This window comes from Embleya scabrispora (genome assembly GCF_002024165.1).
In the GTDB taxonomy this organism is placed as follows: domain Bacteria; phylum Actinomycetota; class Actinomycetes; order Streptomycetales; family Streptomycetaceae; genus Embleya; species Embleya scabrispora_A.
In genome coordinates this window covers 239365-260922 of sequence record NZ_MWQN01000002.1, presented here as the reverse complement: position 1 = coordinate 260922, position 21558 = coordinate 239365, and the positions used below count along the sequence as shown (strand labels likewise).

The following is a 21558-nucleotide window of genomic DNA, read 5'->3' as shown; positions in this document are numbered from 1 at the left end:
TGTACCAGGTTCGCCTGCGTCGATTTCACACCGGAGTCGAATTCGGGCGCGGCACGCGCGATATGCGCGTCGGAATTCGTCCCCACCCGGACAACGGGCGCTCCGAAATCGCCGCGACCGGAGTCCGCTCGGGGCCGATGCCGGGCGACTTCCGTCGGCCGCCGAGAACGCCCGCCGCACGTCGGCTTCCGCATCCCGATCGAAATGATCGACCGATAAGACCCTTTCGTCTTGACAAGATGTGCGCCCCACCCGCACCATGCACACGCATACGCGCGCCATGGTCACCGCCTGTGTGCGCAACGGTCGGCGGGTGGCGGCCCATTCGGTGTGCGGGGGTAGGTGCGGATGGCCATCACGGTGGGCGACTACCTGATCGACGACACGATGCACGACCGGGTCGAGAACCCGCGTACGCTGCCCGACCTGTTCGCCGAGGCCGCCGCCGCGTGGGCCGACGCACCCGCCGTGTCCGACGGGGAACACGTCCGGACCTGGCGCGAATGGCGGGCCGAGTCGCACGCGTTGGCCGCCGGGCTCCAGGACCTCGGCGTGCGCCCGGGCGATCCCGTGGCGGTACGGCTGGCCAACTCCTGGGAGTTCCTGCTCGCGCATGTCGCGATCGCCGACCTGGGCGCGGTCATGGTGCCGCTGCACCTGGCCCTGGGCCCGCGCGAAGTACGGTCGTTGCTGGAGCGGGTGACGCCCCGGGTCCTCGTGCTGCCGGCCGAGTGGCGCGGTCGGGACGAACTCGCGGACGCGCGGCGAATATCGACGGGACTGGCCGTCCCCACCCGCCTGTTGGTGACCGGTACGGTCACCGAGACCCCCGACGTGCGCTCGTTCGCGGCGCTGCTGCGCGCATATGCCGGCCGCCGTCCGCGCCCGGTTCCGGTGGGTCCGGAGCAGCCGTTCGTCCTGCTGCCCTCCTCCGGAACCACCTCCACCCGGCCCAAACTCTGCCTGCACAGCCACGCCGGACTGCTCGCGAACGCCGCGACGGTGGCCCGGGAGGGGCGCGTCCGGGCGGACGACACGATCGTCAGCGCAAGCGCGTTCACCCACCTGTTCGGCCTGTTGTCGATCCACCTGTCGGTGCTGGTCGGCCACCGTCAAGGACTGCTTCCCGCCTGGGACGTCGAGACCTTCGCCCACCTGGCCGCCCGGGTCGACGCCACGGTGCTGTTCGCCGTCCCGGCGCAACTGCGCGACGTGGTGGGCCGGACCGGGATCCACCCGCCGATCCGGCTGCGCGAGGTCCGGACCGGCGGCGCCGCCGTGCCGGGCCGGCTGGTCGCGGAACTGCGACGTGTCGCCGGGGCCCGCACGATCGTCCAGTGGGGCATGTCCGAACTCGGCGCCGGCACGTACACGCTCCCGGACGATCCCCCCGAGGTCGCCGCCCGCAGCATCGGTCGCCCGCTCCAGGACGCCCGGGTGCGGGTGCTGGACGAGAGCGGTGCGCCGTGCGCGGTGGGTGAGGTGGGTGAACTCCAGTACCGGGGGCCGCACTTGTTCCGGGGTTATCTGGGCGATCCGGAACTCACCCGCGCCGCGATGACCGCCGACGGCTGGTTGCGCACCGGGGACCGGGCCGCGCTCGCCGAGGACGGCACCGTGGCCTTCCACGGCCGGCATGCCGAGTCGATCAACGTCGGCGGGCTGAAGTTCGGCGCCGCCGAGGTCGAGGCGGTGCTCGACGAGCTGCCGCAGTTCGCCACCGTCGCGATCGGCGCGCGCCCGGACGCCCGGCTGGGCGAATACCCGTGTGTCGTCGCCGCGTTGCGCCCGGGCGCCGCGATCGACCTGGACGGGATCCGGGCACACCTGGCGCGCCGGGAGGTCGCCGAGTACAAGTGGCCGTTGGCGCTGATCGTGGTCGACGAGGTGCCGGTCACCCCGACCGGCAAGATCGCGCGCGGCCGGCTGGCGGAGCTGCTGGCGAACCGAACCGACGCGACATCCGGCGGCACCCGGGGCAGTGGTGCGGAGCACGCGACCGGGCCGGGCCGAAGGGGGACACCCCACCGAGATCGGCCGACCCGGACAACACCCGACCCGACCGACCCAACCGACCGAGCCCACCCGGCCGACCCGACCGACTCGGCCTGCCCGGCTTGCCCGGCCGGCTCGGCCGACCCACCCGACTCGGCCCGCTCGGTGTGCCTGGCCGGTTCGGCGGACCCACCCGACTCGGCCCGCACGGTGTGCCTGGCCGGTTCGGCGGACCCAACCGACTCGGCCTGCCCGGCGCACCCGCCCTACCCGACCGGCTCGGCCGACCGAGCGGACCCGGCCCACCCAGCCCGCCCCGCCTGCCCAGCGGACCCAACCGGCTCAACCAGCTCAACCGACCCAACGGACCCAACCGACCTGGCCGACGCGGCCGGCCGAACCGACGCGGCCGACGCGGCCGACGCGGCCGACCCAACTGACCCGGCCGACTCGGGCTGTCCGGCGCAGCCGGCCGAGCCGGCCGGGTCGGCGGTTTGGGTGGGGCGATCGGTCGACGTGCTCGACCTGGTTCTGGGGCTTGCGGCGGACGCGGTCGGTGGCGATGTGGCCGGGCCCGTCGTGGCCGACGCCACGTTCGGGTCGCTCGGTTTGCAGTCGGCGGCTGCGGTGCGGCTCGCGCTGCGTCTGTCGGACGCCTTCGGGGTTCCGCTGCCCAGCACCGTGGTCTACGACCACCCGACCCCGCGTGCGCTGGCCCGACACCTGCTCGCCCTCGGCGACGAGACGGAACCCGACGACACCGCCGTGCCGCGGCCGGCCGCCGGGGACGACGGCGAGCCCCTGGTGATCGTCGGGATGGGCTGCCGCTTCCCCGGCGGGATCGTTTCCCCGGCCGACCTGTGGCGCGTGCTCGACGAAGGCCGCGACACGATTACCGAGTTCCCCGCCGATCGCGGCTGGGACGCGGCGCGGCTGTACCACCCCGACCCCGACCACCCGGGTACCTCCTACGTCCGACACGGCGGATTCCTCTCCGACGCCGCCGACTTCGACGCCCGCTTCTTCGGCATCGGCCCCGGCGAGGCGCTGGCCATGGACCCGCAGCAGCGGCTGCTCCTGGAAACCACGTGGGAGGCGCTGGAGCGGGCCGGCATCGACCCCGCTTCCCTGCGCGGTACGCCCACCGGCGTCTACGTCGGCATGATGGCCGCGGACTACGCGCCCCGCGTCGGCGAGGCCCCGGAGCGCTTCGACGGTCGGCTGCTCACCGGAAACGCCGCGAGCGTGGCGTCCGGCCGGATCGCCTACCAGTTGGGCCTGACCGGTCCCGCGCTCACCGTGGACACCGCCTGCTCGTCGTCGCTGGTCGCCCTGCACCTGGCCGGTCAGGCGCTGCGCCGCCGCGAGTGCGCGCTGGCCGTGGTGGGCGGGGTGACCGTGATGGCGGGCCCCGGCTCGTTCGTCGAGTTCAGCCGGCAGCGGGCGCTGGCCGCCGACGGCCGCTGCAAAGCGTTCGCGGCGGCGGCGGACGGCGCCGGATGGGCCGAGGGCGCGGGCGTACTGATCCTGGAACGGCGTTCGGACGCCCGGCGCCTGGGCCACCCCGTCCTGGCCGAACTGCGCGGCTCCGCCGTCAACCAGGACGGTGCGAGCAACGGGCTGACCGCGCCCCACGGCGGCGCCCAGGAGCAGGTGATCCGCCAGGCCCTGGCCGACGCCGGGCTGACCGCCGACCAGGTGGACGCGGTCGAGGCACACGGCACCGGAACCCCGCTGGGCGACCCGATCGAGGCCCGCGCGATCCTGGCCGGCTACGGCAGCCGGCGCCGCGCGGGTGCTCCGCTGTGGTTGGGCTCGATCAAGTCGAACCTGGGCCACACCCAGGCCGCCGCCGGGATCGCCGGGGTGATCAAGACGGTGCTGGCGCTGCGCCACGGCGTCCTGCCCCGCACACTCCACGTGGACGCGCCGACCCCGCACGTCGACTGGTCGGGCGACACGGTTCGGCTGCTGACGGCCGCGACCCCGTGGCCGAGGTCCGCCGCCCGCCCGCGCGTCGCGGGGGTATCGGCGTTCGGGATCAGCGGCACCAACGCCCATGTCCTGGTGGCGGAGGCGGACGAGGCCGACGACGCGCCGGCCGCGCGGCCCGCCGCGCCGGGCCGACCCGTACCGTGGGTCCTGTCCGCGAAGACCCCGGCCGCGCTGCGGGCGCTCGCCGAGCGGTTGGCCGATCACCCCACCGTCCGGGCCGGCGTCACACCGGCCGCCGTCGGCCACACCCTTGCCCGCACCCGGACCGGCTTCGAGCACCGCGCCGTCGTGATCGCCGACGAACCGGCCGCCTTCCGGGCCGCGTTGCGCGCGTTCGCCGCGGGGCAGGACCCGCCGGAGCTGGTCGGCGGGATCGCCGGACCGGTCGGCGAAGCCGTGTTCGTGTTTCCCGGCCAGGGGTCGCAGTGGGCCGGCATGGTCGACGGACTGCTCGCCGAGTCACCGGAGTTCGCCCGTTCGATGGACGCCTGCGACGCGGCCTTGGCCGAACACCTGCACTGGTCCCCCCTCGCCGTCCTGCGCGGCGCCGCCGACGGCCCCCCGGCGGACGGGGTCGAGGTGATCCAGGCGGTGTTGTTCGCCACGCAGGTCTCGCTGGCCGAACTCTGGTGCGCCTACGGCGTACGACCCGCCGCCGTGGTCGGGCACAGCCAGGGCGAGGTGGCCGCCGCGTACATAAGCGGAGCGTTGTCGCTCACCGACGCCGCCCGGGTGGTCGCCGTACGGGGCCGGGTGGTGCGCGAACTCGCGGGCGGTGCGATGGCCTCCGTCGCGCTGTCCGCCGACGAACTCCGGGCCCGCGCCGCGCTTCGGCAAGGCCGGGTGAGCATCGCCGCCGTCAACGCACCGCGTTCGGTGGTGCTCGCCGGGGACGCCCCCGAGGTGGACGCGCTGCTGGCCGAACTGCGGGCCGAGGACGTGCGAGTCGCCCGACTCCCCGTCGACTACGCCTCACACTCGGCGCACGTGGCCGAAGCCGAACACCGCCTGCGCGCCGAACTCGCCGGGATCACCCCGCGCGCCGGACGGATCCCGCTGTACTCCACGGTCGACCCCGGCCGGTTGGACACACGGAGGATGAACGCCGAGTACTGGTACCGCAATCTGCGCCTGCCGGTCGCGTTCGACACCACGGTCGGCAAGCTGCTGGCCGACGGCCACCGCTGCTTCGTCGAACCCAGCCCGCATCCGCTGCTCACCCACGCCGTGCACGAGAGCGCGGAGGCGGCCGGGCGGGACGTGGTGGCCGTGGGCAGCCTGCGCCGGGGCGACGGCGGGATGCGTCGCTTCCTGCTGTCGATGGCCGACGCGTATGTCCAGGGCGTGTCCGTCGACTGGCGGTCGGTCTGCCCCGGGCGGGCGCGGGACATGGTCGAGTTGCCCACGTATCCGTTCCGGCGGGAGCGGTACTGGCTGCCCGACACGTCGACGCCCGCCACCCCGTTGCCGCCCGCGCCCGCCCGACCCGCCGACGCCGACACCGCAGCCGGAACCGCCGACCGTATTCGCGCCCTCCCGGAAGCCGAGGGCCGGATCGCCGTGTCGGACCTGGTCCGGCGGATCGCCGCCGACGTGATCGGATACCCCGACGCCGACGAGATCCCGGCCGATCGTGCCTTCCAGGAGCACGGGTTCGACTCGCTTGCCGCGGCCCGCCTGCGCCGCCGGCTCACCGATCTGCTCGGTGTCCGGCTGCCCGCCGGAGTCGTGTTCGACCTCCCCACCCCGGCCCGACTCGCCGCCCACGTCTGGACCCGGATCGTCGACGCCGTCCCATCCGCCGTGCCGAGTCCCGAACTGCCCGACGGACTGGCCGCGTTGGTGCGCCGGGCCTGCGCGGACGGACAGGCCGCCGTCGCCCTGGACATCCTCGCGAGCGCGTCGCGACTGCGCCCCACCTTCGACACGGCGACCGCGTCCGGCCACGCTCTTATCGGCCGCACCCGGGCCCGGGGCGCGGTGCACCCGGATCTGGTGTGGCTCCCCTCGGTGTTGCCGATGAGCGGGCCGCACGAGTACGCCCGCCTGGTCGCCCACTGGGCCGGCGTGCGCACGGTCCACGTCCTGTCCCAACCGGGCTTCCTGGCCGGCGAACCGCTGCCGCGCGACCTGGACGCCCTCGTCGCGGCACACGTCGCGGGTCTGGAACGCCGCGACGGTTCGGCGCCCTTCGTGGTGTGCGGGCACTCCTCCGGCGGGTTGATCGCCCACGCGGTGGCCGGCCGTCTGGAGGCGCTGGGCCGACCGGCCGAGGGGGTGGTCCTGCTGGACACATCCCGTCCCGATCCCGCCCTCCTCGCCACGGCGCTGCCGACGATCCTCGCCGCGCCCACGGCCGGGCCCGAGTCGGGCCCCGAGGCCGGGGCCGGCGCCCGCCCCGGAGCCGCCGACCCGCTCGACGCCGGCCCGACCCGGCTCACCGCGACCGGCGCCTACCTCCGCATCCTGACCGCCCGGCAACCGGAGCCGATCGGCACGCCCACGCTGCTGCTCCGGGCCGAACGACCGCTCGTCGGGGCCGCCGACTGGGCGCTCCCGCACACCCGCGTCGACGTGCCCGGCGACCACTTCTCGGTGCTCGACGCGCACGCCGGACCGGTGGTCGCGGCGGTCGAATCCTGGTTGCTCCGGCTCCCGTTCGACGCGGCGGATCGGTGACCACCCCGTCCGCACCCCGTCCGCCCGTCGTACCACCGCACCGCCGGCCCCCGGCGTCGTGCGGCCACCCCCTGTGTCAGGAGCCACTCGGATGACCGAGCACGCCAGGCGAGCCGCCCTGGGACACACCCCCGCTCCGCCCCCCGAACCCGCTTTCCCCGACCCCGCCAAGCTGTTCGCCGACATGCTCTTCGATCCGCCGGCGGGGCCCGACGCGGCGATCGCCGGACCGGCCCGGGACGCGCTGACGTACCGTCGGGTGCGGTGGCTGCACGAGCGCATATCCGGCGAGGATCCGCTCCTGCACCATCCCGCGTACCTGCGCGAACTGCTCGAACTCGCCGCGATGGTCGACCCGAGCGTGTTCCACGTGCTGTTCCTGCACCACTGCATGACCCTCGGCCCCGCGCTGGACTTCGGCGCGAGCCCCGAGGACATCGCCGGACTGGCCCTCGGCCCCGCGATCGGCGCCGCGCTGATGACCGAGGTGGGCCTGGGCAACAGCTCCGCCGGCATCCGTACCGAGGCGGTCTGGGACCCGGTGGGCGAGGCGTTCGACCTGCACACCCCGGATGCCGGAGCGAGCAAGTATCCGCCCAACGTGGGACTTCGCGGTGTACCCCGAGTGGCGGTCGTCGGCGCGCGGATCGTGGTGGACGGCGTCGGCCGGGGCACCGGGCTGTTCCTGGTGCCGCTGCGGGACGCGGCCGGCCCGTGCCAAGGGGTGGTGATCACGCCGAGACCGCCGACCGGTCTGCTGCCCCTGGACTACGCGGCCGTACGCTTCGACCACGTCCGGGTGCCCGCCGCCCGCTGGTTGCGCGACGGGGCCACGATCACGGTACCCGGCGGCCATCACGACCCGCTCGACCCGGCGGCCCGCAGCCGGCGCAGCCAGGGCCAGAGCAGGTTCGCGTGGGGAGCGATCGCGACCGGGATGGCCGCCGTCACGCGCGCCGCGACAGCGATCGCCCTCGCCCATGCCCACCGGCGCCGCACGGTCGGCCGCTTCGATCCGCAAACCCCGGCGCTGGCCCACCGCAACCAGCAGCGCGCACTGTTCGGCGCCCACGCGGCGGCCTTGACCGCGACGGTGCTGGCCCGGCGGGCGACCGACCTGTGTTGGCGGTTGCCGGTGCACCGGGCGGCCGATCGGGGTCTGCCCCCGGCGACGATGCGCACCGCCTCGTTGCTCAAGGTGACCACCGACCGACTCGCCGAACAGGCCGTGTCGCGCTGCCGGCGGGCGTGCGGCGCCTTCGGCTTCTTCGCGGAAAACCGGCTGATCGACTACCAGGGCCTGGCGATGGCCTTCAACGCGGCGGGCGGCGACAACCAGTTGATCCTCCTCGACGCGGGCTGGTCGATGGCGACCGGCGTCGAGTACGAGCCCCCGGCCGCTCCCGACGATCCCCAAGCCCCCGACGCCTCGGGCCGCTCCGCCGCGCCCCTCGAACGCCACGGCTGGGCGGGCCTGTTCCGCGCCCGCGAGCGACTGCTGCACGAAGAACTCGTCGAGCGGCTGCGGATCGGCGCGGAGCGGGGAACCGACCCGTTCGTCCTGCGCAACGACTGCGCCGATGCCGCCGAGCGCCTGGGCGAGGCACACGCGGCGCGGATCACGGTCGAGGCGCTGATCCACGACGCCCGCTCGATGTTCGGGCACCGGGTGGCCGAGCCGGTGCTCGACGACCTGTGCCTGCTCCGGGTCCTGGAGGAAGTCTCGGCGCACGACGGCCGGCTCCTGGCCGCCGGCCTGCTCACCGTCGACGAGGTCCGCACCCTGTCGGCCCGGATCGACGCCGTGTGTGCCCGACTGGCGCCGCACGCCCGGGCGTTGATCGACCTGCTGGACGTACCGCCGGGCCTGGTCCGGGGCGCCCTGGCCGGGGACGACCCGATCGGCGACCTGACGACGTGACGCCCCGCCACCCCCGGGGCCACCTCCCCGGGCATCCCCCCTGACTCCCCATTCCCTCCTTATGGCGCCCCGCCCCGACCCGCGCACCCCCGCCGGGCCGTTCGGGACGCGCGCACCACCCCTCGGACCACGGACAAACGGAGCTTCGATGAACCCTGCATCTTCGACGGCCGTCCCGACCGGGATCGCCCCCGAGCACCTGTCCGATCCGGACGCCGAGCGTATCCGCGCGTTGATCGACCACGTCTGCGGACACGGCGCGGCGGACATCCTCCGGGCCGCGCTGCCGCCGGGAGTTCCCGACGCGGTCGTGGACATGGTGTCCCGGCACTGCCGCTTCGACCACGCCGCGCTGCTCGTGTTCCCGGAGCGGCTCGGTGACCTGCTCGACCGATTGCCGCACTGGGGATTACGGACCACCGAGGTCGTGCCCAGCACGGTCGTGCGCAACCGGATCGCCGAACGCCTGGGCCTGCGCGCGGAATCGGTCGAGGTACACATCGTCCGATGCGCCCTGCCCGGCGACGGGGTCGCCGCCTGCGAGGGCCGCAACCTCGAACTGTTCGCCGTGGCACCGGTCCCGGGAGCCGACTTCGCTCGACTGCGCGCCGAGGAGCGCGCCCGCAACGGCGAGACACACTTCGCCTTCCGCGTGGTCGAGCCGACTCCGGTCACCCTGCTGGATCTGCACGACCTGCTGGTGTCCCGGGACGAGGTGCTCCGGGACGGCGGCGGCTTCAACCCGCACGAGGACACCTTCGTGCTGTACTTCCGCAGCACGGGCGAACCGGCCTCGGACCGCTGGCCGCGCCGGCTGGAGATCCTGGCCACCGGTTCGTATCCCGAGGTGCTGCGGCGCCACGCGGCTTCGAACCCCGCGGCCGGTCGAGCCGGTTCGCCCCCGCGCGAGGACCTGCCGCGCGAGGACACGACACAGGAGGACCCGCCGCGCGAGGACCCGACACGCGAGATGTTGCACCTGGTCACCGGCGCGTGGGTGACCCAGGCGATCGGTGTCGCGGCGCGGCTGGGCCTGGCCGACCACCTCGGTGACGGGTCCCGGTCGGTGACCGACCTGGCCGAGGTGGCGGGCGCGGAACCGGACCGCCTGGGGCGGCTGTTGCGCCTGCTGGCCGGGCACGGGGTGGTGCGGGCCGAGGCGGACGGGCACTATCGGCTCACCGAGCGCGGCGCGCTGCTGCGCACCGATCGGGACGGTTCGCTGGCCGCGCTGGCGGACCTGTACAGCGGTCTGTTCTTCACGTCGTATCTCGGCCTGGAGCACACGGTGCGCACCGGCGAGGACGCGTTCACCCGGGTGCACGGCCGGGAGTCGTTCGAGTATTTCGCCGAACACCCGGACGAGGCCCGGTTGTTCCGGGAGGCGATGGCGTTCGGCACGATCGTCTTCGACGCGGTGCCAGCCGCCCTGGACCTGCCGCCGGCCGCGACCGTGGTCGATGTGGGGGGCGGCGACGGGGAGTTGCTTCTGCGCGTGTTGCGCGACCATCCGACCGCGCGCGGGGTGCTCTTCGAGCGGGGGCATGTGGTCGACGCCGCCCGGGAGTTGCTCGCCGCGTCGGCGGGCGGGGACCGGTGCGACCCGGTGGTCGGCGACTTCTTCACCGATCCGCTGCCCGGTGGCGGCGACCTGTACCTGTTGGCCCGGATCCTGCACGACTGGGCGGACCCGGAGTGCCTGGTCGTATTGCGGGCACTGGCCCGGGCGATGCCGGTCGACGCACGTCTGGCGATCGTCGAACGGCCGATCGTGGAGGCGTGCGGGTCGGTGTTGCCGCTGCGCTTCGACATCCAGATGATGACCAATGCCCGGGGCCGCGAGCGCACGGTGGCGGAGTATCGCGCGCTGCTGGCCGAGGGCGGCTTCGAACTGCTCGACCTGCGCCCGCTGCCGCTGGACATGGCGGTACTCACCGCCCGACCGCGTCCCGCGCAGGGCTAGCACCGGGCACACGTACGAGCACACGAGGGCACCGCACGCGCGAGGGCGCCGTGCCCCCGACCACGGTCGGGGGCACGGCGCCGAGCACTACTGCCACCGCCACTGCTGTGCGATGGTCACCCGGGCGCCGCCGCGGCCGGGTCGCGCGATCAGTTCGGGCGGGTGGCGCCGGCGATCGGCATGGTGTTGATCGAGGCGATCTCCACCGGCTTGCGCGAGTTGGCGGCGTGCACCATCTTGCCGTCGCCGATGTAGATGCCGACGTGGCTGATGCCCGAGTAGAAGAACACCAGGTCGCCGGGCTGCAGGTTGGCGATCGACACGTGCGGGTCGGCCGCGAACTGGTCGTTGGTCACGCGCGGCAGCGAGATGCCCGCCGCCTTGTACGCGGCCTGGACCAGACCCGAGCAGTCGTACGCGTTCGGGCCGGTGGCGCCGTACACGTACGGCTTGCCGACCTGCGCCTTGGCGAAGGCGACGGCCTGGGCGGCCTTGCTCGACGCGTTCGAGGAACCGCCGGTCGGCGCCTGGTTGCCCTTCGAGCCACCGGTGGCGGGCTTGGCGGCGGGCTTGGCGGCGGGCTTGGCCGCGACGTCGACCGCCGGCTTGCTCGTCGGCTTCGGCGCGGTCTTGCCGGTGACCGTGGTCTTCGGCTGGACCCGGATGCTCGGCTTGGCCGGAGCGTCCGCCTTGGGCTGCGCGGGCGCCGAGCCGGTCAGCCGCAGGGTCTGACCGATCTCGATCAGGTCCGGGCCGGACAGGAGCACGTCGCGGTTGAGCTGGTACAGGCTCTGCCAGCCGCCGGAGACCTTGTTGGTCAGCGCGAGCTGGGACAGCGTGTCACCGGCCTGGACCAGGTAGCGGGCCTTGTCCGCGGCGGTGGCGGCCGCGGGGGCGGCGGCCTCGGCCTGGACCGGGGCACTCTCGACCGCGGCGGTCGGCGTGGCCGACAGCACGGCGGAGGCGCCGGTGGGGGTCTGGTCGGTGGTGGGGACCTGCGCGTGGGCCGCACCGGCGCCGGCGACCGGGATGACGGCTCCCATGCCGGCGATGCCCACCGCCGCGACGAAGCGGCGGACGTTGGCGGGGCGAGCGGCTCGATGGCGAGCGTTTGCGGACAGCATGAAATGGGGTCCTCTCCTGTCGCCTACGAGGTGAGCTGTCGGATTCGGACTGGAGCAGCCCGGTCGCTTCACGCGACTTCACCCCTAGCCGTCACCGGAACGATCCCGGCCACGGCGATTCACCTGGTTCCCCCGCTCCCGTCGGATTGTTCGCTGTAGACATCCCGCTGCCGGCGACGGGATTCGGCGTACCGGCGGCAGGGTTCACCCGAAAGGTGAATCGGCGAGAAAGGTAGGCAATGCGATGGGGAGATCACAACCGAATCGCAGCCTTTGCCCGGAGCGTAAAGGCGGAATAAAGGCGACATCTCGGCCGGCTTCGGTCGGAAGCACCCGCGATGACGAGGGCATATCTCGGAGAGTGGCGTGACGGAGCGGTAACGGAAAATAGTCGAGATCCGTCGCCGGCCACCGGAAATGAATTGCCGCTCGAAGTCGGCTATATAATTTATGTCCGTTTTATCCGTGCGGGCTACATCACATTCGCCCGGCGGGCCGGCCGCGCCCGTGGCGGGGGCGAAATCTCATATGAACAAGATGTTCAACATGGACTGTGCGACACGATTCGTTGACACCTTTCCGTGCCTCTCGGCATGCTGTGCCCATGACGTCGAGTTCGGACACCCTCGAGACCCCCGAATCCCACGATCCCTTCAGCGCGCCCGACCCCGAGCAGGCGCGGGCCCGGCGCGTACACGCCTCCCTGTTCCGGATCGCCGAGCGGCACGCGGCCACCGACGAGCAGCGCGCGCGGCAGGTGAACCCGTACATGCTCGGCCCGCACGAGGCGATCCGCCTGGTGTCGTTCCTGCTCGGCGGCATCGCCCAGCCCGCCGACGGCGAGCCGGCGGTCGACCACGCCGACATCACCGCCGCGCTGAGCCTGATCCCGATGGCCCGGGGCGAGATGGACGACCTGGAGGCGGGGCTGCTGCGGATGGCCCGGGGGCGCGAGATGACCTGGCAGGAGATCGCCTTCGGCCTGGGCCTGGGCACCCCGCAGGCGGCCCGCCAGCGCTACGAACGCCTGCTCGGCCGCACCACCCCCGAGTCGGCGGACGACCCGGCCGCCCGGACCTGAACCCGCACGGGTCAGCCCGTGAACACCTCGACCAGCGACCAGATCGCCAGGCCGAGCATGCACACCCCGCCGATCCGCTGCACGGTCCGCAACGGCATGCGCTTGGCGATGAACCGGCCGGCGAGCAGCGCCAGCGCGGACACCGACATCAGCGCCGCGACCGAGCCGATCGCGGTGGACCAGGTGCCGTTGGTGGCGGCCAGGTTGGCGGTGGTGATCTGGGTCAGGTCGCCCCACTCGCTGATGAACACGGCCATGAAGGCGGTGGAGAACACCGCACGGAAACCGGTGATCCGCGCACCGCCGCCGTCCGCGTCCTCGTCGTCGCCACCACCACGCAGCAGCATGAACGCGCCGAAGCCGAACAGCGCGGCGGAGACCAGCTTGACGATCCACCCGGGAAGCAGGCCGAGCAGGCCGCCGGCGCCGACGGCGAGCGCGACGTGCACCGCGAACGCGGTCGAGGTACCGAACCAGACGTAGAGCGGGCGCATGCGGGTGCCCATGGCGAGCGACGCGAACATGGTCTTGTCCGGGAGCTCGGCGAGGAAGATCAGCCCGAAGGCGGTCAGGATCGCCAGGAGGTCGAGGTGCATTCCGGGTGGCTTTCTGCGAGAGCCGGGCCCCGGGTCTTCACGAAGCGCCGCTCGGCGGATTGGAGGACCACTCGGCCCGGCACGACGGGGTGCGTCCGCGAGGAACGCGGACGCGTCGTTGCCTGGCCGAAGGTCTCGCCCACCCGGGATGACCGGGCCCGGCCACCGGGAACCCGAGGGCTCCAGCATGTCGACGACCGGTTCGCGGGGCTACTCCCCTTCGCTGCTGCGACCCTACCGCACGCGGACGCCCCGCCCGAGCAGCGCCGGGCGCGCCCGAATCCGGCTCACGACGCCAGGCAGCGCGCCAGCGACCAGCGCAGTTGCTCCTCGTCCAGCGGCCTGCCCAGGGTCAGCACCTGCAACATCGTGCCGTCCAGGACCGCGACCGCCGCCGCCGCCGCGGGCGGTCCGAACCGGTCGGCCAGGAAGCCGCCGACCCCCTCGACCCAGGCCCGGGCGAAGCCGCGCAACTCGGGGCTGCGCGCCGCGGCCAGATACAACTCGTACTCGACCAGCGCCCGAGGGCGGTCCGCGAGGTATTCGGCGGTGAGCGTGGCGAGCACGCCGGGCACGTCGTCGCTGCCCCGGATCCGCGCCGCCCAGTCGTCCACCATCCGCACGGTCTCCGCCGACGCGTACGCCAACGCCGCGGCGACCAGGTCGTCGAGCGAGGCGAAGTAGTACGTGGTCGCCCCCAACGGGACCTCGGCCCGCGCCGCGACCAGGCGGTGTGTGGTGTTGCCGACGCCCACCTCGGCGATGGCCTGGACGGCGCCGCGCACGATCCGCAACCGGCGGCCCTCCGGATCCCGGGTCGCGGTCAATGCGCACCGCCCAGGTTCAGCACCACGACGCCCGCGATCACCAGGGCCATCCCGAACGCCTTGAGCAGGGTCATCGGCTCGTTCAGGAACACCGCGCCGACCAGGGCGATGGCCACCGTCCCGAGCCCCGACCAGATCGCGTACGCCGTGCCCACCTGCAATTGGCGCAGCGAAAGCGTCAGGAGGTAGAAGGCGCCGGCATAGCCGCCCAGGCACACCAGCGTCGGCCACAGCCGGGTGAAGCCGTCGGTGCTCTTGAGCAGACTGGTCGCGATCACCTCACACGAGATCGCCAACCCCAGGAACAACCAGGCCACGCACCCTCCCCACCGAGTTGTACAGATGTACAGGTACAAACGTACTGGAACGGGCTGCGTGGCCGCCGGCCCCCGGCGGGTGTGTTCGTGGTGATGGGTAGGCTGCGCCGATGTCCACCGAACGGCCGGAACGGCCCGATCCGCGCCGGTGCGCGACGGCCGCCCGGTTGGCCGCGCGTGCCATGGCGCTCCCGCCGTCCGTCGGCGGGACCCGGCTGATCGTGGTGGACGGGATCGGCTGCTCCGGTAAGACCACGTTCGCCGACGCGCTCGCCGCGCACGTGCCCGGCGCTCCCGTGGTGCGGCTGGACGACTTCGCCCGGCCCGGCGACTTCTTCGGCTGGCTGCCGCGGCTGCGCGAGCAGTTGTTGGCGCCGCTGGCCCGGCACGAGGCGGCGCGGTGCGACAGCTACGACTGGCCCGCCTATCGGATCGGCGGCTACCGCGAGATACCGGCCGCCCCGGTGGTGGTCCTGGAGGGCGTCGGCGCGGCCCGGCGGGAACTCGGCACGGTCACCGCGCTGCGCATCCTGGTCGACACCCCGGACGAGGTCGCCGCCGCCCGCGCGCTGGAGCGCGACGGGCCCGGGCTCGCCTGGTTCTGGCGGTTGTGGCGCGCCGCCGAGGCCGCGCACCTGGCCGCCGACCGCCCCTGGGACCGCCCCCATGTGCGCGTCGACGGCACGAGCGGCCGAACGCCGCCGCCGGGGCTCGTGCCGCCCGGATCGCCTTCGTCGCGCGCCGGGGCCGTCGGCGGATCCGGGTGAGCCCGCCGCCCGGGGGAGTGGGCGGCGGGCTCGATCGGGCTACTTGCGGCCCAGTCGGCGGGCGGCGGTGTCCATCGCCTGGGCCCGGCGGTCCTCGGCCAGATCGGCGATCTCCTCCGGATTCGTGGTGTTCGCCCGCGCGTACTCCTCCGCCATCGCCTGCGAACTGGACCAGCCACTCCAGTAGTTCTCGGTCCGGCTGAGCCCGGAGCCGTGTTCGAGGGCGGCGGTGTCGGCGGCCAGGGCGTGTGCGGTGTAGATGTCCATCATCCGGCCGGCGGGAATGCCGACGTGCGGGATGTAGCTCAGGATCTGCGCGCTCGCGAGGGTCTGGTACTTGCGGTTCCAGGTCGCCTCGGTGACCCCCGCCTCGCGCGCCGCCACGATCGACTCGTCACGCAGACCGTCCATCGTGCCCAGCGCGTTGAACGCCTGCCGGGCCTCGACGTCCATCGCCGGCAGTGCCCCCGGCGCCTTGACCACCGGGTGCGTGGCCAGCACGCCGGCGGCGTGCTCGACGGTGGCGCCGTGCATCACCGCGAACGCCTCGGGGTCGTTGCCCGCGCCGGTGATCACCCGCATCAGGTCCCGGTCGTGGAACATCGAGCCGTTCTGCCCGTCCTTGGCGACGAGTTGGTCGTACACGCCGTCGCCCATGAAGGACGCGACCATGTTGCCGACGCTGTCCCGCAGGTTGGCCGCGAACGTGCCGCGCAGGCCGTCCTCGCCGCCCAGCGTGGCGACGGTGTCCCGCATGATCTGCCGCATCGTCTCGTCGTGCGGCGGATGCGGGCCGCCGGGCAGTCCGTAGCCGCCGCCCGGAGTCCGCCCGGTCGAGGCGGCCTCCAGCGCCCGGCCCAACTGGTCGAGGCCGGGCGGGTCGTACCCCTCGGGGATCGGCCCCGCACCGGCCCAGTCCGGCAACCAGTGCCGCTTGAGCATGTAGCCGACCTCGCCGGGGTGCTTGGCCGGGTCGAAGAACTCCTTCGACGCCTCGGGGTTGTTGCCGAAGGCGGCCATCAGGCCGGTCATCGGGTCGAGCCCAGCCCCGTGTCCGTCGGCGATGTCGAGTCGGAACCCGTTGTACATCGCGCCCGACGGCGTGTTCCTCATCCATACGGCGGGATCGTCCCGCTCCATGGCGCGCATGTCCTGACCGATCAGGCGCAGGAAATCGGTGTCCTGATGCCCGGTGTCGAGCAGGGTGCCCAGGAGTTGGTATCCGTAGGGCCGAAACGAATACAGCCCGATGTCGGTCTTCTCCCGGCCCGCCCGCATGAGTTCGTCGACCCACGCGCGATCGACGTGCGGTCCGGCACCCTTTCCGGTACCGGCGGCCAGCACCCGACCGAGGTCGGCCTGGATCGCCTTCAGGTCCTCCTGTAAACCCTTGGGTGCATCGACACCGCCGAGCTTGGCGATCATCCCCGCCAGCCAGAGCGTGCCGCGCGGACCCTGTTGGTTCAGGAACGGGGTACTGAACGTGGGGTCGTCGGCGTTGGCGGCAAGCAGATTGCGCAGTTCGCCGCGCTCGGCCGGGTCGAGCATCATCAGCCGGTTGGCCAGGTCGGTGGCGCGCCGGGCGTCCTGGGCCGGACCCGCGCCGACCGCCTTGCCGTTGAACTTCTTCGGATCGTCGCCGCGCGTGTCCGCGTTCAGCGCGAAGGCGGCGCGCTGGTCGGCGGCGGTGGCCTCGGTCAGCGCCCGGCCGATCCGGTCCGCGATGCCCCTCGCCGCCTCCTCGAGCGGTTTCGTCACCGCGTCGTAGTCGTCCGGGGGCAGGTTGCGGGCGTACGACGGCGCGGTCCAGTGCACGCCGCCGCTGTCGTCCACGGTCAACTTCTGGTCGGCCGCGTCGGTGATCGCCTTGGTCAGGTGCTCCTTGGCGGTCTTCAGGTCGCTCGCCGCGTCGAGCAGCACCGTGCGCAGCGCCGCCGCCTCGGTGTGCGCGTCCTCCATCTGGCCGGACATGGCCCGGAGTTCGCCGATGCCGGCGTTGGCCTCGGCGCCCTTCCAGGCGCCGCCGGCGAGCGGGGAGACCACGTCGCGGTCCACGTCGCCGTGCTGGGTGTGCATGCGGTCGGGCAGCGTGGCCCATATCTCGGCCGCGGTGACGAGTGCGCCCAGGTCGACGTCGCGCAGGTGGATGAAATCGACCACGTCAGCCTCCGAAGGTCGTGCAGACGGATCCCTCGGTGTTGCGCCATGTGGTCGCCGCGGTGTTCAGGTCGCCGGCCCGGCCCGCGAGGGTGTCGGCGACCGCGATGGTGCGGTCGTGCCACGCGGTGTGCGCGGCGTCCACCGCCTTGGCCAGGTCGAAGCCGCCGAGTGCCCTGGACACCGGTTCGAGCGCGGTGACGCCCTTGAGGCCGGTGGTGCGGAAGTCCCCCGCGATCTCCCGCAGTCGGCCGGCGGCGGTGTCCAGTGTGCCCGGCTCGACGTGTACGTCGGGTGCCTGCGGTGCGCAACCCGGGCGCGGGTCGGGCGTGTTCGTGGCGGCGAACGTACTGTCGTTCACCTTCACCCGGGGTAGCCCGGGATTGAGTATCGAGTCGAAATCGGTCGTCATGCCGTAACCCCCGAGTTCCCGATGCGATACGCGCCATACATGCGCGATACACGGCCATCCAAGACCACCGGCTCGCCGTGATCAACCGATCCGTGGACATCGCGGGGGACGATCGGGGGATGACGCCGGATCGGGGAGCGGTCGACTCGGCGGGTCCGGGGGGCTCGGCAGCGCGGCGATCGTGTCCTCGGTCCAGGTGCCGGCCGCGCCCGGGCAGCCGGCGAGGTAGCGGGCGGCGCGTCTGCGGGACCAGCCGTGCGCCTCGCCGAGACCGGCGCTCAGGTGGTGCAGATATGCGGCTGCGGGAGCGTTCCACGGCATGTCGGCGCTGCGGGACGGCGAGGTCAGGGTGAGTATCGGCAGGCCGTCGGCCGTACCGACGCGGACCACCGTCTCGTAGCGGCCCGGGCCCAGGGTCACCCGCCCGGTGGTCGCCACGTCGCCGAGGTCGAGGTCGAGCCCGGGGGCGCGGTGCATCTCCTGTGCGGCGAGGTCGGCGAACTGCCCGAGCGTCAGCAGATATGCCCGGCCGGGTGTGCGGCCCGGGTCCAGCGGGTCGTACAGGGCGAGCCCGCCGGTCCATACCTTCGACTCGAGGGCGAAGTACATCCGGCCCGGTATCACCACCGGCCGCGTCGCGCGCGGTGCGGCCGGGTCCCGGCATCCCGGATAGTCCCGGACGCCGCCGGGCGGTCGGCCGCCGCGCAGGTAACAGTCGAGGCGGGCGGCGTGCATGTTGGACCCGTACGCGACATACCACACCAGATCGGGACGCACATCCGGCAGCTTAGCCCGACATCCGTGGTCACATTCGCGGGACGAGGCGCGTCAGTCGGATGACGCCGTCGAGTATCGGTCGGGAGGTGGCGGGCGTGGTGTGCGTGAACCGCTACGACCAGACCTACATCGATGCGTGTCGGGCCTCGATCGAGCACCGCGTCGACACGTATCGCGAAGGCGTACTTCGCCGAGATCGAGGCCGGATACCGCTGATCCGGTGCGCGGTTTCGGGCCCGGCCTATCCGGCCCGGGCCGCCGCCACGAGCGGTCGTACGTCCCATACCTGTACGTCGGCGACCCGTCGACCCGGACCGAGCAGCGCGGTCAACGTCCCGGTCAGTTCCGCGCCGTGCGGGTGCGGGGGCAGTACGACCACGTCGGCGCGCCAGCGGGTCAGGTCCTCGCGGGCCTCGCGGCGCTGGTCGTCGGTGATCTCGGGGACCTTGCCCTCGGACGCGACCCGGCCCAGCAGCGCCGAGGTCGGGCTGTAGTCGGCGCCGTACACACCCACCCGATCGGGACCCCACGGGCCGACGAAGTAGCCCTCCGCGAGCGGAAAGCCCAGATCGGCCACGCTCTGCCAGTGCAGCGCGGACGCCTCGACCACGCTCGGCAGCGGCACCACGACCACCGACCCGTGGTCCACGTACGGGCGCCACCGTCCGTCGGCGAAGAAGGCCGGCACCGGGCGGCGGTCGACCACGTCCAGCGGGGTGGGCGCGATCGGCAGCAGGGCCATGGTCAGCACGCCGGCCCAGATCAGCCGCACCGGCAACTCCCGCTCGGCGACGGGCCGATCCCGCACCGAGGTCAGTACCCGGTCGGTGGCCATCGCCAACAGGACCGCGATCGCGGGAACGCAGACCATCGCGTACCGGGATTCCAGGATCGATTCGAACAGCGGCAGCTTGTTCACCAACTGCCACGGCCCCGGGATGCCGGTGTTCTCGTGGTCGACGACGATCCGCAGCCCGAGCGAGAGCAGTGCCGCGACCAGGGCGGTGATCGTCGCGGCCCGGGCGACCGCCTCGCGGCGCAGCCATACGACGAGGAATCCGGTGAGGATCACCAGCGGCCAGCCGAAGAACGCGTTCTCCTCGGTCGGGCCCTCGGACAGCGCCGCCGCGCCGCTCCGGTCGCCGGCGAGGGAATCGCTCGCGTACGCGGTGAACGCGGCCAGGTCGTTGCCGGACTCGTGTTCGAGCGAGGAGTAGTGCTGTGGACCGAAGAACTGCACCCACAGGGGATACGCCACCAGCGCGAACGACACGGCGGCGGCGATCAGCAGTCCCGTGCCCAGCGGTCGGGCCGCCGCCCGGGCCGCCTCGGGGCGGGCCAGTGCGTAGACGAACCCGAACACCACCAGGCCGGTGGCGGCGAATACCAGCGGTTCCTCGCCGATGAAGATCTGGAACGCGATCAGCAGCCCGAGCACGATGCCGTTGCGCACCGGGCGCTCGTCGCGCCACAGCCGGATGAGCACGCCGATGATCGGCGGGATCACGAAGAGCACGACGAAGTTCGGATGCGCGTTGCCGTGCGCGACGATCGGCGGCGCGAACCCGCAGAACCCGCCGGCGATCACCGCCGCCGCGCGGTGGCGCACGAGCCGGCGGATGAACAGGCGATACCAGGCGAAGGCACTGGCGGCCATGCCGCCGGTGAGCACCAGGGCCCACGTACTGGTCGGGCCGAACAGCAGGGTGACCGGGGTCAGCGGCACGCCGAGGCCGAGCATGGCCGTGTTGGCCATCATGTTGACGCCCAGCGGGTGGTTCTGCAGGTCCGAGATCAGCGGATTGCGCAGGTCGCGCACCGCGTCGGCGGTGGCGTCGAAGAACCACTCCCACATGTTCTGGTCCTGGCCCGCGGAGGCCAGGTAGGCGTGATCGAGATCGGCCCACAGGTCGTGGTAGAGCCAGATGGCGAGCACGAGGAACCCCATGGCGACCCACCGGTCACCGGCCCGCACGCCGGGTATGCGCCCGCCCCGCGCGAGGCGGGCCGATATGCGGAGCCGAGTCTCGACGGCGGCCATGGATCGGGTCCTTCCAGGGAGACTGTCCGCCATGAGCGCCCAGCGGCGAGAGGATCGCCGGCCATGGTACGAGAGCCGAGCGGCCGAGCGCGCACCGGGGTCGACGCAGTCGCGGGCCCGGAAAATCGGCCGGCACGGCGCCGGGCCGTCGGCCAGGATGGCGGGATGTCGATCTTTCTGGAGACGCCCCGGCTGGAGTTGCGGGCGTTCGTCGAGTCGGACCTGACGCATCTGGTCGAGCTGGACGGCGACCCGCAGGTCATGCGCTTCATCGACGGCGGGCGGCCGACGTCGGTCGAGGCCGTTCGGGAGCGGGTCCTGCCGCGGCTGCGGCACGTGTACCCGGCGTGGGGCCTCCCGGGCTTCTGGGCCGCGCGGGAGCGGGACGGCGGGCGGTTCGTGGGGTGGTTCGAGCTGCGTCCGCTCGCCGAGGACGGCGTCGATGTGGTCGAGCTGGGATATCGCCTGCGTCGTGACGCGTGGGGGCTGGGCTATGCGACCGAGGGCTCGCGGGCGCTGCTCGACCGGGGCTTCGCCGAGCCGGGACTGCGCGAGGTGACGGCGAACACGATGTCCGTGAACCGGGGCTCGCGACGGGTGCTGGAAAAGCTGGGCCTGACCCTGCGACGCACATACTTCGGCGACTGGCCCGAGCCGATCGAGGGCTCCGAACACGGCGAGGTCGAATACACCATCACCCGCGCCGAATGGCTCCTCCGAACGCGGCCCACCCTCACCTGACGGGCCCCGCCACCCCCGCACGCCGGCCGCCACGGCCCCGCCCCTCCGGCGGCCGGCCGGCCTGCCCGGCTGCGCGCCCATCCGGCCCCGGCCGCCCGCCCGCCTGCTCGGCCGGCTGTCAGGCCGCCCGCCCATCAGGCCGCCGGTCCGTTCGCCCGGCTGCCC

The 21558-nt window shown here is 73.2% G+C and carries 14 protein-coding genes and 1 riboswitch; of the genes, 6 read left to right on the top strand and 8 right to left on the bottom strand.

Annotation, left to right across the window (positions count from 1 at the left end; translation table 11 throughout):
* Nucleotides 1-348 precede the first annotated feature (348 nt).
* The 3 genes from B4N89_RS31660 (at nucleotide 349) to B4N89_RS31650 (ending at nucleotide 10553) form a co-directional block, all read left to right on the top strand.
* Nucleotides 349-6669 (top strand): type I polyketide synthase, encoded by a 6321-nt coding sequence (locus B4N89_RS31660; RefSeq protein ID WP_078979917.1) that lies wholly within the window; start codon nucleotides 349-351, stop codon nucleotides 6667-6669.
* 91 nt (nucleotides 6670-6760) lie between these two features.
* A complete protein-coding gene (locus B4N89_RS31655) occupies nucleotides 6761-8590 on the top strand; it encodes an acyl-CoA dehydrogenase (RefSeq protein ID WP_078979916.1) in 1830 nt (609 codons plus the stop codon).
* 148 nt (nucleotides 8591-8738) lie between these two features.
* Nucleotides 8739-10553, top strand: coding sequence for a methyltransferase (locus B4N89_RS31650; RefSeq protein WP_078979915.1), 1815 nt, complete (start codon nucleotides 8739-8741; stop codon nucleotides 10551-10553).
* Nucleotides 10554-10702: 149 nt separating this feature from the next.
* On the opposite strand, the gene B4N89_RS31645 is transcribed toward B4N89_RS31650, so the two are convergent.
* Nucleotides 10703-11677: a peptidoglycan endopeptidase gene (locus tag B4N89_RS31645; protein ID WP_078979914.1), complete on the bottom strand. Its 975-nt coding sequence runs from the start codon at nucleotides 11675-11677 to the stop codon at nucleotides 10703-10705.
* Nucleotides 11678-11683: 6 nt separating this feature from the next.
* A riboswitch (cyclic di-AMP (ydaO/yuaA leader) is annotated at nucleotides 11684-11840 on the bottom strand.
* A 441-nt stretch (nucleotides 11841-12281) separates the two neighbouring features.
* Between B4N89_RS31645 and B4N89_RS31640 the strand changes: the two genes are divergently transcribed.
* Nucleotides 12282-12758, top strand: a complete 477-nt coding sequence (locus B4N89_RS31640) for a DNA-binding protein (protein WP_078979913.1) — start codon at nucleotides 12282-12284, stop codon at nucleotides 12756-12758.
* An 11-nt stretch (nucleotides 12759-12769) separates the two neighbouring features.
* On the opposite strand, the gene B4N89_RS31635 is transcribed toward B4N89_RS31640, so the two are convergent.
* From B4N89_RS31635 to B4N89_RS31625, 3 genes are all read right to left on the bottom strand, one after another.
* Nucleotides 12770-13354, bottom strand: a complete 585-nt coding sequence (locus B4N89_RS31635) for a TMEM165/GDT1 family protein (RefSeq protein WP_078979912.1) — start codon at nucleotides 13352-13354, stop codon at nucleotides 12770-12772.
* A 287-nt stretch (nucleotides 13355-13641) separates the two neighbouring features.
* Nucleotides 13642-14181, bottom strand: a complete 540-nt coding sequence (locus B4N89_RS31630) for a TetR/AcrR family transcriptional regulator (protein ID WP_078979911.1) — start codon at nucleotides 14179-14181, stop codon at nucleotides 13642-13644.
* Complete coding sequence (locus tag B4N89_RS31625) at nucleotides 14178-14498, bottom strand: DMT family transporter (RefSeq protein ID WP_078979910.1); 321 nt, start codon at nucleotides 14496-14498, stop codon at nucleotides 14178-14180. The genes B4N89_RS31630 and B4N89_RS31625 overlap by 4 nt, the downstream gene beginning before the upstream one ends.
* A gap of 110 nt (nucleotides 14499-14608) precedes the next feature.
* Here B4N89_RS31625 and B4N89_RS31620 point away from each other — a divergent pair, with 110 nt between their 5' ends.
* A complete protein-coding gene (locus B4N89_RS31620) occupies nucleotides 14609-15265 on the top strand; it encodes a uridine kinase family protein (protein WP_078979909.1) in 657 nt (218 codons plus the stop codon).
* Nucleotides 15266-15304: 39 nt separating this feature from the next.
* On the opposite strand, the gene B4N89_RS31615 is transcribed toward B4N89_RS31620, so the two are convergent.
* The 4 genes from B4N89_RS31615 to B4N89_RS31600 form a co-directional block, all read right to left on the bottom strand.
* A complete protein-coding gene (locus B4N89_RS31615) occupies nucleotides 15305-17425 on the bottom strand; it encodes a DUF6571 family protein (RefSeq protein ID WP_078979908.1) in 2121 nt (706 codons plus the stop codon).
* Between the two features lies 1 nt (nucleotide 17426).
* Nucleotides 17427-17834: a WXG100 family type VII secretion target gene (locus tag B4N89_RS31610; protein ID WP_161500888.1), complete on the bottom strand. Its 408-nt coding sequence runs from the start codon at nucleotides 17832-17834 to the stop codon at nucleotides 17427-17429.
* 81 nt (nucleotides 17835-17915) lie between these two features.
* Nucleotides 17916-18611, bottom strand: coding sequence for a histone deacetylase (locus B4N89_RS31605; protein WP_235619026.1), 696 nt, complete (start codon nucleotides 18609-18611; stop codon nucleotides 17916-17918).
* A 241-nt stretch (nucleotides 18612-18852) separates the two neighbouring features.
* Complete coding sequence (locus B4N89_RS31600; RefSeq protein WP_078979906.1) at nucleotides 18853-20652, bottom strand: glycosyl transferase; 1800 nt, start codon at nucleotides 20650-20652, stop codon at nucleotides 18853-18855.
* Nucleotides 20653-20817: 165 nt separating this feature from the next.
* Between B4N89_RS31600 and B4N89_RS31595 the strand changes: the two genes are divergently transcribed.
* Entirely contained in the window at nucleotides 20818-21393 is a 576-nt protein-coding gene (locus B4N89_RS31595) for a GNAT family N-acetyltransferase (protein WP_078979905.1), read from the top strand.
* Nucleotides 21394-21558 lie beyond the last annotated feature (165 nt).